Raw genomic sequence first — 14111 nt, 5'->3', positions numbered from 1 at the left:
CTGACGAACCTTAAATTTTTCATTAACACTGGCTTCTTTTTATCTCACGCTCAATTAAATACAGCTTATTGATATGGGCCAGTGCCACATCGGCTTTTGTAGGCTTTTGATTGCTCTTTTTCTTTGGTTGTGCCGTCTGAGAATCTTTTGAATTTACGGCGAGTGTGATCCCAGCAGCCGACCGATGTGGCATTATTTTGTGCACACACGGCATTGTAACCGGCATAGCCATCGGTTTGCAGATAGCCGCTAAAGCCATCAAGCAGGCGCAGTGGTACTTCCTTCTTACGAGAAGGATCGTATTCAAACAGCACACTGGGTTGTCCAGGTGGCCCGCCACGACTGACCCACATGTATTTGTTCGAATGAGCACTGAGTCCCGGCTCTTTTAATACTTTGAGCACCGTTTCATCCATTTGGATGATGTCACCCGACAGTTGATGTTCTCGCATGAGGTTGATGAGCGGCTGGAACTGATGAGCCAGTTTAATAGCCCAATTGGCCATGGTGGCTCGGGTTATATCGCCGCCATAGCGTGATAATATGCCTTCCATTCGATACAGAGGCAAACCATCGGCATATTTTGAGATAATGATGTGTGCCATCAGGTGAATACTGCCCATTGATTTAGGTAATGGATGTTTTGGCATGACCGCAGCTTTCATTGAACGACTGTCTGTGTCATTGGTGCCTGCAAAGACGGCTTTTTCCTGGAAGTATTCCAGTATTTGGACTTTAGCTGGAATGATATCCAGCTCTTCTCTGACTTTAGTGTAAAAACCTCAATGGCACCGGCTTTTTCTTCATCTGTCAGATCGATGAAGACAGGGACTCTTGGAATAGTCTTTGAGAAAGGCTTCCTGCCTGTTTTTTCTTTCTTCTTAGGCGAAGTGGTTTTAGGTTCAGGGAGCCCCTCATCGTCAGCCGCCTGCTCAGCTTCATCAAATAAGCGTTCCTGACCATCACTTTTTTCACTGCTGGGTGCAAAGCGTTTACTACGAGCCAGACGAAGGGCTTCTTCCAGTATTTTTATACGGTGGTTTTTCTGTTCAATGACACTCAACAATTCATTCTTGTCCGCGTGTGAAAAAGCGGAAAATATAGAGTCGTTTTTTGTGGATTCAGCCTTGTTTTGCATGGCTTTATTATAACAAAAAATAGACTAAAAGTACTTAAAATACAGACTCATAATGCAATTTCTTATGCGGTTTCATGACACTGATATCATAGCCGTCTAATAGCCAGTTGATTTGTTGTCCGGTGATATTCATCAGGTCATCTTCACCCTTTTGGCCATTTGAACTTTTCTTCTGAGAGACTTTTGTAATAGAGTACAAAACCGGTATTATCCCAGAAGAGGCATTTAATTTTATTACGCTGACGATTGGTAAAGGCATACAGATGGCCTGCAAAAGGATTATGACCTAATTCACATTCAACAATGGCACTGAGGCCAATAAAACTTTTACGAAAATCAACAGGCTTCAGATAGAGATACACCTGTGGCAGGCTGAGTGATGGACGTATGGCTGACTTCATTGGAACAGTCCTGCTAATTGTTTTACCAGCTGTACATTATCGGCAGTCACCCCTTCAATGCGTAGCTGATTGGGTAATTCTACAATTAATGCTGAGGTGCGGGCTGAATAGTGTTTCGGGGAGGATAGTTGAATAAAACCATTCCCCTTTGTCATCGCACTGGTTTGCGTTGTTGCACCCAGCAACTTACGCTTGTAATAGCCAAAACGTTTGATGGGTAGCCCATGTTCCTGACAATAGGATGCCTGGCTGATACTGTTTTCATTCCATTGATTAACGTGGTCTTGCCAAAATTGTTTTGAGTTGGCTTGGGTTTCTGGTTTCATTGATGTGCCTCATAATTAATCGATGGATTGATTATGAGGCAGGGGAGATATTTTTTGAATAACGCTAGATGGTTAAGCGCTTACGCATTTTCTGCCAGCACATTACTGATATTCAACCGACCATCTTCACAATAAACAGTCAGCTTAGGCCATTGATTATTAATATAGGTGAGTGCTTTTCCTGTCAAGCTGTCGTTCGGCACTTTGCCCAGGGTGTTATCGACCCATGTTCTTATTTTCTCAAGAAGCGGCAGGCTCTGTTTCTGACGAACCTTAAATTTTTCATTAACACTGGCTTCTTTTATCTCACGCTCAATTAAATACAGCTTATTGATATGGGCCAGTGCCACATCGGCTTTTGTAGGCTTTTGATTGCTCTTTTTCTTTGGTTGTGCCGTCTGAGAATCTTTGAATTTACGGCGAGTGTGATCCCTAATGTGGTATACTTAACCGGACACACAACTTAAAACAACTAAAAGATAAAAAGTGTGACCTAAAATGAATGATCAAACAAAAAAAACCGAATAAAAGCTATACATCAGAATTTAAAGAATCAGCTGTCAAAGAGCAGCTAAAAAACTGTTTGAAGACAGTCGCAAGACTTATGGAACCCGTCGTCTAAAAAAGAAAACTGGCTGAAAAAGGCGTTCATATAAGCCGCCGGAGAATTGGTCGATTAATGAAAAAAGCCGGTTTGTTTTGTAAAACGAAGAGACGCTTTAAAGCGACGACTAATTCCAAGCATAATAAGCGTATATCTCCAAATTTACTGGAAAGAGAGTTTACTGTCTCTCAACCTGATCGCTACTATGTGGGTGATATTACCTATATTGCCACCAAGGAAGGCTGGTTATATTTAGCGGTTGTCATTGACTTATTCTCTAGGCAAATTGTTGGCTGGTCGATGGATGAGCGAATGAAAGCCAAGCTAGTCAATGATGCTTTACTGATGGCCATATGGAAGCGTAAACCAATGGATGGATTGCTTTGGCATACTGACCGAGGTAGCCAATATGCCTCTGATAGTCATAGAAAAATATTGTCGGATCATAACATAATTCAGTCTATGAGCCGCAAAGGAAATTGCTGGGACAATGCTGTATCAGAGAGCTTCTTTCATAGTTTGAAAACTGAATTGACGCACCATTGTCGATTCAAAACCAGAGTAGAAGCAAAGCAGGCAATATTTGAATATATTGAGGTATTTTATAATCGGGAGCGACTTCATTCGGCTAATGATTATTTGTCACCAGTCGATTATGAAATACAGCAGGAAATAGCTTAAATCGATTGATTGAAGAGGGGTAAAAGGCGACATAAATGCCGCCCATTACCGTTGACGGCCATCGGCTCCTCAGCCTGTGCCGTGAAGATATTGTAACAGGATCATTACCGTTGTGAAAATACCTTGGGTGAATGGAACGGCTCTATCGTTCCAGAGGGCAAAGCCCTTTCTCTTCATCTGTTTAAAGTTAACATGAGAAACTAAAATGATAGGAAATACAAAATGACAAAAATCACTTGAAACAGCCAAAAAATATTTAGAAAACTGTCCGGAAAAGTGTTCGGTTTGCAGATAGCCGCTAAAGCCATCAAGCAGGCGCAGTGGTACTTCCTTCTTACGAGAAGGATCGTATTCAAACAGCACACTGGGTTGTCCAGGTGGCCCGCCACGACTGACCCACATGTATTTGTTCGAATGAGCACTGAGTCCCGGCTCTTTTAATACTTTGAGCACCGTTTCATCCATTTGGATGATGTCACCCGACAGTTGATGTTCTCGCATGAGGTTGATGAGCGGCTGGAACTGATGAGCCAGTTTAATAGCCCAATTGGCCATGGTGGCTCGGGTTATATCGCCGCCATAGCGTGATAATATGCCTTCCATTCGATACAGAGGCAAACCATCGGCATATTTTGAGATAATGATGTGTGCCATCAGGTGAATACTGCCCATTGATTTAGGTAATGGATGTTTTGGCATGACCGCAGCTATTGAACGACTGTCTGTGTCATTGGTGCCTGCAAAGACGGCTTTTTCCTGGAAGTATTCCAGTATTTGGACTTTAGCTGGAATGATATCCAGCTCTTCTCTGACTTTAGTGTAAAAACCTCAATGGCACCGGCTTTTTCTTCATCTGTCAGATCGATGAAGACAGGGACTCTTGGAATAGTCTTTGAGAAAGGCTTCCTGCCTGTTTTTTTCTTTCTTCTTAGGCGAAGTGGTTTTAGGTTCAGGGAGCCCCTCATCGTCAGCCGCCTGCTCAGCTTCATCAAATAAGCGTTCCTGACCATCACTTTTTTCACTGCTGGGTGCAAAGCGTTTACTACGAGCCAGACGAAGGGCTTCTTCCAGTATTTTTATACGGTGGTTTTTCTGTTCAATGACACTCAACAATTCATTCTTGTCCGCGTGTGAAAAAGCGGAAAATATAGAGTCGTTTTTTGTGGATTCAGCCTTGTTTTGCATGGCTTTATTATAACAAAAAATACTAAAAGTACTTAAAATACAGACTCATAATGCAATTTCTTATGCGGTTTCATGACACTGATATCATAGCCGTCTAATAGCCAGTTGATTTGTTGTCCGGTGATATTCATCAGGTCATCTTCACCCTTTTTTGGCCATTTGAACTTTTCTTCTGAGAGACTTTTGTAATAGAGTACAAAACCGGTATTATCCCAGAAGAGGCATTTAATTTTATTACGCTGACGATTGGTAAAGGCATACAGATGGCCTGCAAAAGGATTATGACCTAATTCACATTCAACAATGGCACTGAGGCCAATAAAACTTTTACGAAAATCAACAGGCTTCAGATAGAGATACACCTGTGGCAGGCTGAGTGATGGAAGTATGGCTGACTTCATTGGAACAATCCTGCTAATTGTTTTACCAGCTGTACATTATCGGCAGTCACCCCTTCAATGCGTAGCTGATTGGGTAATTCTACAATTAATGCTGAGGTGCGGGCTGAATAGTGTGTCGGGGAAGATAGTTGAATAAAACCATTCCCCTTTGTCATCGCACTGGTTTGCGTTGTTGCACCCAGCAACTTACGCTTGTAATAGCCAAAACGTTTGATGGGTAGCCCATGTTCCTGACAATAGGATGCCTGGCTGATACTGTTTTCATTCCATTGATTAACGTGGTCTTGCCAAAATTGTTTTGAGTTGGCTTGGGTTTCTGGTTTCATTGATGTGCCTCATAATTAATCGATGGATTGATTATGAGGCAGGGGAGATATTTTTTGAATAACGCTAGATGGTTAAGCGCTTACGAACAATTAAAAAATAGAACGGATGATACTCCTTTCGTAAAAGAGCTGAGAGAAAAAGAAAAGAAGCTCGCCTATCTTGAAAGCATAAGCATTGATCCAGAAACGGTAAGAGTCGCCCATTTAGACCAAGCGGCATTTCCCCGGATAAGAAGATAAAGCCCAAGCGGGCATTAATCGTCATTTTAGGTTTGTTTTTGGGACTAATCTTTGGCATATTGATAGCATTTATCAGAAATATTATGAACAAAACCAAAACTGATACCATTTAATGCTAATAACCAAAAATATTGACAATGCTTGCACAGATTAAACCTGGTTGATCAATATGAAAATACAGCTATACTTTATAAACTGAACAGAAAGAAACACATAAAGCTAAACAAAGTTAGCAACCATGACTTTTGAGTTGAGTCATCGTATTTTTGACTTTAAGTTTAAAAAACGGGGTATTTTAAACAATATTTTTCATCAACATTGATTTTTAAGAGAAAATACATTCAATTGAAGTCAAAATCTGAGTAAAACCATGTCATTAAGTGACATATTTATGTTATTTCCACGATTATGTCTCACTTTAGACGCTTTGTTGATATTTATAAATCATAATTTGAATTACTTCTCAGAATTTAGCGTTTTATCGTATTAAAGTAGTACCTAAGTTAGAGATAAAACTGAGAACCAATACTTATAAAACAGTACTTGTTCATGATATTATCTATAACTTCAATGATTAACCGAATAACGAAGTTAATTTGATTCGTTATTCGATGGCCATCTAGGGTGGTCATAAACGAGAAAATTTCTCAATATTCATTTTCTACTCCCATTTACATCATAAGTGGGCGAAGCGGTAAGTAAACGGATAGACACAATAAGCGGTACTCGCTCATAGCAGTATCAAACAAATGTTCTAATTTTAAAGTTTTGGAGTGATACAATGAAAAAATTAATAATGGGTTTGGTTGCAGTGGCTGTTTTGGGTGTTTCTCAGGTGGCGGTTTCTGCACGTTCAATAATTGATAACGTGACTATTAAAAGAATATTAATTGATAATGTTTCTTTTTTGGTGGTTGTATGGTGTTGTTGGACAAAGCACCTGCAGTTTCGGGATTAAATTGTCCAGCAAATTGGGTGTCTTTTAGTTGTGATGGAACCTATGGTAATAAGGATATTGCATTTAGACAATTAGATCAGGCACAAATAGCAATGGCTTTGAATAAACAAGTAATGTTAATTGTAGATGACTCAAAAAAAACATAATACATATTGTTATGCATCCCGAATCGATCTTTATTAAACTGGATTGAATTGTTTGATTGTTATGAAAAAAAAACATTTATCATTGTCTGTTATTTTTTATTATCTTTGATAATCTTGATCTATATGACTGATGTGTCAACTAGCGATCAGGTTGAGAGACAGTAAACTCTCTTTCCAGTAAATTTGGAGATATACGCTTATTATGCTTGGAATTAGTCGTCGCTTTAAAGCGTCTCTTCGTTTTACAAAACAAACCGGCTTTTTTCATTAATCGACCAATTCTCCGGCGGCTTATATGAACGCCTTTTTCAGCCAGTTTTCTTTTTAAGACGACGGGTTCCATAAGTCTTGCGACTGTCTTCAAACAGTTTTTTAGCTGCTCAGTAAGCGCTTCATTTTCTTTCTCTCTATCCGTTTTAGGAGAGCTAACCCAATCATAATAGCAACTACGGGAAACATCCATAAAACGGCACAGAATCGTTACCGGGTAATCTTTAGCCTGATCAGTTATCCATGCGTACTTCACAAAGTTTCCCTTGCAAAGTACGCTGTGGCCTTTTTAATAAATCACGCTCCTGAATCACTTTTGCCAATTCTTTTTTCAGACGTTTTACTTCATCATAAATGTGTTCATCACTTCCACATTATGGTACTGTTTTTTCTGTTAAAAATACTGATGAGTTACCCCTAATCCTGGATATCGAAGAGCAAATTAAAGATGAGGTGGTTTATCTTGTACTTCCTGTGAGTTCACAGGGGACTCCTGAGGCGCAAAAAAAATCGGCCAAGGAAAAAAATAATACCCGTTTTCTTATTGAAGAACATGATGTGCGTGACAATAATGTTGGCAATGATTCTATTGCTCGAGTTGATCTGGGTTATCTCAAGTTTGACGTATTAACCGAAAATGATTTAAAAGGTGATTTTATTGCTCTGAGCCTTTGCAAAATTGTCGAATCCAGATCAGACAAAAGCATTATCCTGGATGATGATTTCATTCCAACCACCTTGGACAGTAGCGCTTCGACCAATATTACTAACTACCATAAAGAAGTCATTAGTCTATTATCTCATCGTGCAGAATCAGTTGCTGGTCGCATTACTGCAACAGGCAAGGGTGGCACCTCTGATATTACTGATTTTTTACTCTTACAATTAGTTAATAAAAACGAGGCACTTTTTCGGCACTTATTAGATAAAGAAATTTTACACCCTGAGTATTTATATCAAAATTTAGTATCCCTCTATGGTGAATTATCGACCTTTACTGTTTCATCAAGACGCCCTGAATTTTACGCACCTTATACGCATGAAGCATTAACGGATTGCTATGCAAAAATCATGTCAGGGATACGTCAGTCATTGAGTATGGTGCTGGAACAAAATGCTATCCAAATACCGCTTCAGGATAGAAATTATGGCATCAGTGTGGCGGCAATTAATGATAAAAATCTGCTTAAAACAGCACATTTTGTGATTGCGGTTAAAGCAAGCATTGCCAATGAAGTAGTACGTAGCAGCTTTCCAACACAGGTCAAAATTGGTCCAGTCGAACATATACGAGATCTGGTTAATTTACAATTACCCGGTGTCAAAATACAAGTGCTACCAATTGCACCACGACAAATACCTTATCACTCTGGCTATACGTATTTTCAATTGGATAGTCAATCTGAAACCTGGTCACAATTGGCTAATTCAGGTGGCTTTGCAATTCATGTCAGCGGTAATTTCCCTGACTTGGATATGGAATTTTGGGCTATTAAGCACTGATGACTTTCACTAATCAAGAGCATGGATAATAATTATTATGGATGATAAAACAGTCATTCGTTTTCCCAACGATAATACTGTGGTTAGGCCTAGGCCTGGCGGCAAAAGACAGTCAAGCGTTAATTCTGAAACGGATTCAAATAAAACGCAAATTAATTTTAAGAATAGACAGCAGAATAATTCCGCTGCGCCCGTGAATTATTCACCTTCATCACGCGATGTCATGGCTGATTATCGTCAAATGCCAAAGTCTGATGGATATGGTAGTAAGGATTATAGTCGCCAGGATTATGGTAATAATTCACCTGAATCGTCTGAGCAATATTCACATTTAAGTAGTTTAAATGAGTTGGTTCATTGTGCTTCTACTTTACTGTCATTAATGATCAAACTATCAAATTCAATTATGCACAATGATGTGCAACAGCTTAAATTTAAACTGCAAGATGAAATTAAACAGTTTGAGATAAATTGTAGTCGTGCGGGCATCGTCAACGATAAAATTCTTCAAGCCCGCTATATTATCTGTACTTCAATGGATGAAATTGTTGCCAGTACGCCTTGGGGGCAGGAAAGCAATTGGAGTCAGCAAAGTTTACTCAGTCTTTTTCATGGGGAAACCTGGGGTGGTGAGAAATTTTATTTGTTATTAGAACGTTTATTAAAAGAGCCAGCAAAAAATCTAGATATATTGGAATTAATGTATATCTGTATCAGCATTGGTTTCCAGGGCAAGTATCGAGTCATTGATAATGGCCATGGTCAGGTAGAGCAGTTAAGAGAAGACCTTTATCGACAATTGCGCAGTTTAAGAAATGATTTCAATAAAGAGTTGTCTTCTAATTGGCGTGGGGTTTCTGACCGACGTGGTGCTTTGATTCGTTATGTCCCTTTATGGGTTGTTGGTGCTTTATCGGGTGTTATTTTGTTGGCTATGTTTTCCAGTTTTACCTATATGCTGGATCAATCATCAACCCCTGTTTTGAATGAGATTATTAAGCTAGGACCAGAAGAACTTCAGCTTGAATTGGAGACTAATGAGCCTCTACTTGATGACAAGCATCCTGAATCAAAATCTGAGCTAAAAAAAGAGCGTTTAGTAAGACCACCACAACGTTCAACACAATCGACTATGCTAAATGATGGATTGTTTTTAGGGGCTAATGTATGAAAACATTAAAAGCAATCTTTACCAAAAAATGGTTGGTAACACTATTAGGTGTTATTGCACTATCTATTCTAATCTGGTTTGTTGGCCCCCTTGTGGCTATAGCAGGAAAAATACCACTGGCCTCAGAAACGGTACGCCTGGTCACTATTATGATCCTATTATTATTATGGGGCTTAAATAACCTGCGCATTCAAGCGCAAGCAAAGAAGAATAATGAAGAATTAATTGAAGGTCTTAAAGAAGATAGTCATGTTGATGAAGATGCTTCTGATGAAGAAGTAAAAATTCTTGGTGAACGTTTTGATGATGCAATGCATGTTTTAAAACATTCATCAAAAAATACCAATGGCAAGCAATATATTTACGATTTACCCTGGTATGTCATTATTGGCCCACCGGGATCAGGTAAGACTACTGCGCTAATCAATTCAGGTTTACGTTTTCCATTAGCTGAAAAATATGGCCATGAGGCTGTTAAGGGCGTTGGTGGTACTCGCAACTGTGATTGGTGGTTTACTGATGAAGCTGTACTAATTGATACTGCGGGTCGTTACACGACTCAGGATAGTCATGCGGCAAATGATTCTGCGGCCTGGGGCGGTTTTCTCAAACTACTGAAAAAGCATCGTAAGCGTCGCCCAATCAATGGGGTTATGGTGGCGATTAGCATTCAAGATATTCTTACTCAGACGGAACAAGAAAGAACCGCTCATGTTCATGCCATAAGAAGCCGACTTTTAGAATTACAAAATCAGTTGAATATACAATTTCCTGTTTATCTCCTGATCACGAAAGGCGATATGATTGCTGGATTTTCGGAATTTTTTGATGATTTAGGGCGTGATGAAAGAGAACAGGTTTGGGGAATGACATTCCCAGAAAATTATAGCCCTAATGGTGATGCTGAACAAGCGCCGGGCTATTTGTTCAATGAACAATTCGACCTATTACTTAAAAATGTCAATGATAGACTGTTGTGGCGATTAAACTATGAACGTGATCCACAACGCAGAGGAAAAATTGTTGAATTTCCAGTGCAATTGGAAGCAATAAAAGCCTCACTGAATAGTTTTATTGAACAAACTTTTTCTTCTTCTCGTTTTCATGAACGGCCTAATTTACGCGGTGTATACTTAACCAGTGGTACTCAAGAAGGGACACCAATTGATCGCATAATGGGTAATTTAATTGATTCATTTGATATCGATCGCCAGGCCTTGCCGGTCATGCAATCGCAAGGGAAGAGCTATTTTATAAAAACCCTTTTACAACAAGTTATTTTTACAGAAGCCAACTTAGTCTGCGTTAATCGTCGTTTTGAAAACAAAATTCTTTGGTTACAACGTGCCTCTTATGCCACGGCAATTATAGCTGCGACGGCAAGTGCCTTAGCCTGGTCTACCAGTTTTACACTCAATGAAAGAAACATTAAGGAAGTTGATGAGCAACTGGCTCAATATAATGAGAATTTAATAGGATTAAAGCGAACTAACTTCAATGATGTCAATGCACAATTAGAACGCTTAAATGCTGCTGATGCCATTTTTCCAAAGGATGACTCAATACCAACAACAATGAAGCTAGGTTTGTATCAAGGTGAAAATTTTCATGAACTCATGAATGTTGCCTATATAGAACAGTTAAATCAACTCTTTATGCCAGCGCTCAAGCATCGTCTTGAAGAGCAGATACGTTTAAGTATTGGTCATCCTGATTATTTATTTGAAGCCTTAAAAGCATATTTAATGATGAGTCTGCCGAAACGTTTTGAAAAAGAATTTATCGATCAATGGATGGAACTTGACTGGAGCACTAACCTTGCTGGTGAAGCAACGCTGCAAGATGACTTGAAGGCACATTTAGATGTTTTGTTGTCTTCAGATTTTGCAGCCATTCGCATTAATCAGGCCTTGGTAGAAAAAGCACGATTGGTGTTACGCAAAGTCCCCTTGCATCAACAAATTTATAATCGTATTAAGACCGAAGCAAAAAATGCCAATGATGAAGCCTTTACCTTTTCGGCACAAGTCGGCCCGGAAATGAATATGGTATTTTCTGGTACCACTAGTTCGATACCTTATTTATACACTTATAATGGTTATAAAAATATCTTCAAAAAAGACAGTCATCTTTATGTTAAAGAAATAGCACAAGAGAACTGGGTGCTAGGCACTCAAAAAGGTGATTTTACCTCAGCTGATATTGCTCTTTTTAATGATAAAGTTAAATCACTCTATCTGGAAGACTATGCGCGTTATTGGAATAATGCCCTCAATGATTTGACGGTTAATAATTTCTCCAATGTCAATCAGGCTATTACGGCATTAACACAAATAACCGGACCTTATTCGCCTTTTAGAGGAGTGATAGAAAATGTCGCTGAAAATACCCGCTTAAGCCAGTTGCCTGTTGATACAGAGATGCTAGAAAAAAATAAATCAATGGCGAGTGAGTTAAGTCGTAAAGTGACTGGTCGAACGGGTTCAGTATTACGTATGGTAAGACGTGCTTCTGATCGAAATTTAATTAACCTACCTGATCAGCCTACGGATATTGTTGAAAAACAATTTTTTGATCTGAATAAAACCATAGAGCAAAAAAATAATCGTCCGGCACATTTGAGTGAAATAATGATGGCATTGGCTGAATTACAAGGTTATTTGAATAATCTCGCCAGCACGATGGATGATGGCGAAACCGCCTATCGTTTAGCTAAGGATAGATTGAAGGGGGGAGCGCAAGATCCGGTAGGTAAACTTAAATTGTTAGCTTCTCGTTCACCTGAACCACTGAAAAAATGGCTCAAAGATATTTCCCGAAACTCTTGGGGGTTGGTATTAAAAGATTCTAATAAATACTTAAATACTGTATACCAGGCTAGTGTGATACCCTTTTATAAACGCAGCATGAAAGATCGTTATCCCTTGCATTCTAAGGCAACTAATGAAGCATCATTGGCAGATTTCACTGAATATTTTAAACCCGATGGCATAGAGTCTACTTTCTTTAACACCTATTTAAAAGATTTTGTTAATACTCGAAGGAAGCCATGGACCTTGAAACGAGTTGAGGGTTTTACTCTTAGTGTGAGCAATAAAGCCCTGCGACAATTTGAACGAGCAGAAAATATCCGTAAAGTTTTCTTCAAAAATGATAAGGACTTTCCCACTATTAATTATTCACTTCGGCCAATGTATCTGGATTCTAATATTGCTCGGTTTGAATTGCGTCAAGGTGATCAAAAAGTCACCTATCAACATGGCCCCCTAATCCCGAGCAAAATGACCTGGCCGGGTAATACAGATTATAGTGAAGCAAAAATTATCTTTGAAGATTTACATGGTGATCGAGTGGCTTATAAAGAACAAGGTCCGTGGGCATTTTTTAGGATAATGGATAATTATGAACTGCAAAATACTAAATTAAATGATCATTTTATTGTTGATTATGTATTAGAAGGTAAAAAAGCAAAATTTGAACTAATTGCTAATAGTGTGAAAAATCCTTTTAGTAATAATTTACTAAAACGTTATAGAGCGCCCAATTCATTGAATTAACAAGTCATTGAACTAACAAACCGCTAAAATAATATTTTTTAACTGACCCAAATTGATACGGATATAAGGCGCGGATTCAACTCTGAAGTGCAACGCAGGAAATTCCAGTTCTTGCAAATGATTTTTTCATTGCCTGGAATGGTGTTTGAAAGCCGAGTGCCTTTCTAGGTCTATTATTAAGTTTTTCCATCATGTTGTAAACCTCTTTATCAGTCACTTCTTTAAAGTCTGTATCTTTAGGAAAATATTGTCTAATCAGTCCATTAGTATTTTCATTTAACCCTCGCTCCCATGAAGAATAAGGGTGGGCAAAATAAAATGCTGTATCAAGAGCTTTGCTTACCTGCTCATGATAAGCAAACTCTTTACCATTGTCTGCGGTAATACTATGAAGCCTGTCTTTAAAGGGTTTAAGCAATTGTATTGTTGCTTGTGTCACCCAATCAGCCTGTTTGCCATTCACTCTTGCTACTAATGTGTAAAGCGTTTTTCTTTCTACAATCGTGACCAGAGCACCACTGTGTCCTTTACCGATCACTGTATCAATTTCCCAGTCACCAACACGACGTTTATCATCAACAATCTTAGGACGGTCATCAATGGAAATTCGATTAATTATTTGTCCTCGACTGCTTTTACCGTTACTACCACGCTTTTGGTATTTCTTTCCCTGACGCCTTAAATACTGATGTAAATCACCACCTTGCTTCTTATCATCCCATATGTGTTGATAAATACGTTCATGGCTAAGAAGTAGCATTTTGTCATTCAGTAACCAACCTGATATCTGTTCAGGACTCCACTGGTGCTGTGAAAGCTTTTCATCAATAAGGGCAATCATGTCATCCGTCATTTTAATTGCTTTAGAAGCATTGTAGCGACGCTTAACGGCTTTTTCTTGAGCTTGCTTAAATCGATAGCCACGTAAACCAGCGTTGCGTTTAATTTCACGGCATATAGTAGATTTACTCACCTCAATCGCCTGAGCAATTTTAGACTGGGAAATGCCATTTTTAATCTCAGTCGAAATGTAGTATCTTTGTTCTTGTGTCAATTGCTTGTAAGTTCTCATAAGTCACTTTACTCTTGCAGGAGAAAATGGCCGATTTTACAAGCAATTGGCCATTTTTTCGAGCAAATCATTGCTGTACTTATGATTTTTTAGTAGCGCCGTCAGGCGTCGTGGCTCATGAAATTCGGTGGC

Annotated in this window: 18 protein-coding genes and 2 pseudogenes; 8 read left to right on the top strand and 12 right to left on the bottom strand. The window is 39.0% G+C overall.

The window, feature by feature from the left end; genetic code table 11:
• Nucleotides 1-65 precede the first annotated feature (65 nt).
• The 6 genes from JEU79_RS16000 to JEU79_RS15975 form a co-directional block, all read right to left on the bottom strand.
• Nucleotides 66-725 carry an IS66 family transposase gene (locus JEU79_RS16000; protein ID WP_246540595.1) on the bottom strand — a complete coding sequence of 220 codons (660 nt, stop codon included), beginning with the start codon at nucleotides 723-725 and terminating at the stop codon, nucleotides 66-68.
• Entirely contained in the window at nucleotides 662-1066 is a 405-nt protein-coding gene (locus JEU79_RS15995) for an IS66 family transposase (RefSeq protein ID WP_198264909.1), read from the bottom strand. Before JEU79_RS15995 ends, JEU79_RS16000 begins: the two co-directional genes overlap by 64 nt.
• A gap of 106 nt (nucleotides 1067-1172) precedes the next feature.
• Nucleotides 1173-1271 carry an IS66 family insertion sequence element accessory protein TnpB gene (locus JEU79_RS15990; protein ID WP_198262440.1) on the bottom strand — a complete coding sequence of 33 codons (99 nt, stop codon included), beginning with the start codon at nucleotides 1269-1271 and terminating at the stop codon, nucleotides 1173-1175.
• A 10-nt stretch (nucleotides 1272-1281) separates the two neighbouring features.
• Nucleotides 1282-1539 carry an IS66 family insertion sequence element accessory protein TnpB gene (gene tnpB, locus JEU79_RS15985; RefSeq protein WP_198264908.1) on the bottom strand — a complete coding sequence of 86 codons (258 nt, stop codon included), beginning with the start codon at nucleotides 1537-1539 and terminating at the stop codon, nucleotides 1282-1284.
• The gene (gene tnpA, locus JEU79_RS15980) at nucleotides 1536-1865 is read right to left on the bottom strand and encodes an IS66 family insertion sequence element accessory protein TnpA (RefSeq protein WP_198263024.1); all 330 of its coding nucleotides are present in this window, start codon (nucleotides 1863-1865) and stop codon (nucleotides 1536-1538) included. Before tnpA (JEU79_RS15980) ends, tnpB (JEU79_RS15985) begins: the two co-directional genes overlap by 4 nt.
• 80 nt (nucleotides 1866-1945) lie before the next feature.
• Nucleotides 1946-2302 (bottom strand): IS66 family transposase, encoded by a 357-nt coding sequence (locus tag JEU79_RS15975; RefSeq protein WP_198266039.1) that lies wholly within the window; start codon nucleotides 2300-2302, stop codon nucleotides 1946-1948.
• Nucleotides 2303-2441: 139 nt separating this feature from the next.
• Between JEU79_RS15975 and JEU79_RS15970 the strand changes: the two are divergent.
• Nucleotides 2442-3150, top strand: a pseudogene (locus JEU79_RS15970) (IS3 family transposase); the annotation flags it as partial.
• A 69-nt stretch (nucleotides 3151-3219) separates the two neighbouring features.
• Here JEU79_RS15970 and JEU79_RS15965 read toward each other — a convergent pair.
• Nucleotides 3220-3849 carry an IS66 family transposase gene (locus JEU79_RS15965; RefSeq protein WP_198264907.1) on the bottom strand — a complete coding sequence of 210 codons (630 nt, stop codon included), beginning with the start codon at nucleotides 3847-3849 and terminating at the stop codon, nucleotides 3220-3222.
• On the opposite strand from JEU79_RS15965, the gene JEU79_RS27535 reads away from it, so the two are divergent.
• On the top strand, nucleotides 3848-3973 hold the full coding sequence (locus tag JEU79_RS27535; RefSeq protein WP_281400931.1) for a hypothetical protein: 126 nt from the start codon (nucleotides 3848-3850) through the stop codon (nucleotides 3971-3973). The two genes, JEU79_RS15965 and JEU79_RS27535, sit on opposite strands and share 2 nt — an antisense overlap.
• A gap of 26 nt (nucleotides 3974-3999) precedes the next feature.
• Here the strand turns inward: JEU79_RS27535 and JEU79_RS15960 are convergent, their stop codons facing one another.
• From JEU79_RS15960 to tnpA (JEU79_RS15950), 3 genes are all read right to left on the bottom strand, one after another.
• Nucleotides 4000-4263 (bottom strand): transposase, encoded by a 264-nt coding sequence (locus tag JEU79_RS15960; RefSeq protein ID WP_198264906.1) that lies wholly within the window; start codon nucleotides 4261-4263, stop codon nucleotides 4000-4002.
• Between the two features lie 104 nt (nucleotides 4264-4367).
• Nucleotides 4368-4736 (bottom strand): IS66 family insertion sequence element accessory protein TnpB, encoded by a 369-nt coding sequence (gene tnpB / locus JEU79_RS15955; RefSeq protein WP_198264905.1) that lies wholly within the window; start codon nucleotides 4734-4736, stop codon nucleotides 4368-4370.
• Nucleotides 4733-5062 (bottom strand): IS66 family insertion sequence element accessory protein TnpA, encoded by a 330-nt coding sequence (tnpA, locus tag JEU79_RS15950; RefSeq protein WP_198262442.1) that lies wholly within the window; start codon nucleotides 5060-5062, stop codon nucleotides 4733-4735. The genes tnpB (JEU79_RS15955) and tnpA (JEU79_RS15950) overlap by 4 nt, the downstream gene beginning before the upstream one ends.
• Before the next feature lie 54 nt (nucleotides 5063-5116).
• On the opposite strand from tnpA (JEU79_RS15950), the gene JEU79_RS15945 reads away from it, so the two are divergent.
• The 3 genes from JEU79_RS15945 to JEU79_RS15935 all read left to right on the top strand — a co-directional run bounded on the left by JEU79_RS15945 (nucleotide 5117) and on the right by JEU79_RS15935 (nucleotide 6260).
• The gene (locus JEU79_RS15945; protein ID WP_198264904.1) at nucleotides 5117-5302 is read left to right on the top strand and encodes a hypothetical protein; all 186 of its coding nucleotides are present in this window, start codon (nucleotides 5117-5119) and stop codon (nucleotides 5300-5302) included.
• Nucleotides 5281-5415 (top strand): GNVR domain-containing protein, encoded by a 135-nt coding sequence (locus JEU79_RS28730; protein WP_198266037.1) that lies wholly within the window; start codon nucleotides 5281-5283, stop codon nucleotides 5413-5415. The genes JEU79_RS15945 and JEU79_RS28730 overlap by 22 nt, the downstream gene beginning before the upstream one ends.
• A 668-nt stretch (nucleotides 5416-6083) precedes the next feature.
• Nucleotides 6084-6260 (top strand): hypothetical protein, encoded by a 177-nt coding sequence (locus JEU79_RS15935; protein WP_198264903.1) that lies wholly within the window; start codon nucleotides 6084-6086, stop codon nucleotides 6258-6260.
• Between the two features lie 288 nt (nucleotides 6261-6548).
• Here JEU79_RS15935 and JEU79_RS15930 read toward each other — a convergent pair.
• Nucleotides 6549-7044: pseudogene (locus JEU79_RS15930) on the bottom strand (IS3 family transposase); the annotation flags it as partial.
• Here JEU79_RS15930 and tssK point away from each other — a divergent pair.
• The 3 genes from tssK to tssM are packed head-to-tail and all read left to right on the top strand — an operon-like array spanning nucleotide 7031 to nucleotide 12907.
• On the top strand, nucleotides 7031-8179 hold the full coding sequence (gene tssK / locus JEU79_RS15925; protein ID WP_198264901.1) for a type VI secretion system baseplate subunit TssK: 1149 nt from the start codon (nucleotides 7031-7033) through the stop codon (nucleotides 8177-8179). The pseudogene JEU79_RS15930 and the gene tssK sit on opposite strands and share 14 nt — an antisense overlap.
• 37 nt (nucleotides 8180-8216) lie before the next feature.
• Entirely contained in the window at nucleotides 8217-9350 is a 1134-nt protein-coding gene (gene icmH / locus JEU79_RS15920) for a type IVB secretion system protein IcmH/DotU (RefSeq protein WP_198264900.1), read from the top strand.
• Nucleotides 9347-12907 (top strand): type VI secretion system membrane subunit TssM, encoded by a 3561-nt coding sequence (gene tssM / locus JEU79_RS15915; protein ID WP_198264899.1) that lies wholly within the window; start codon nucleotides 9347-9349, stop codon nucleotides 12905-12907. Before icmH ends, tssM begins: the two co-directional genes overlap by 4 nt.
• Nucleotides 12908-12983: 76 nt before the next feature.
• Here tssM and JEU79_RS15910 read toward each other — a convergent pair whose 3' ends face one another.
• Nucleotides 12984-13979 (bottom strand): IS30 family transposase, encoded by a 996-nt coding sequence (locus JEU79_RS15910; RefSeq protein ID WP_198263143.1) that lies wholly within the window; start codon nucleotides 13977-13979, stop codon nucleotides 12984-12986.
• Between the last annotated feature and the right edge of the window lie 132 nt (nucleotides 13980-14111).

Source organism: sulfur-oxidizing endosymbiont of Gigantopelta aegis (assembly GCF_016097415.1).
Taxonomy (GTDB): Bacteria; Pseudomonadota; Gammaproteobacteria; order GRL18; family GRL18; genus GRL18.
The sequence above is the reverse complement of the archived record's forward strand: the minus strand, read 5'-3'. Positions and strand labels throughout refer to the sequence as shown.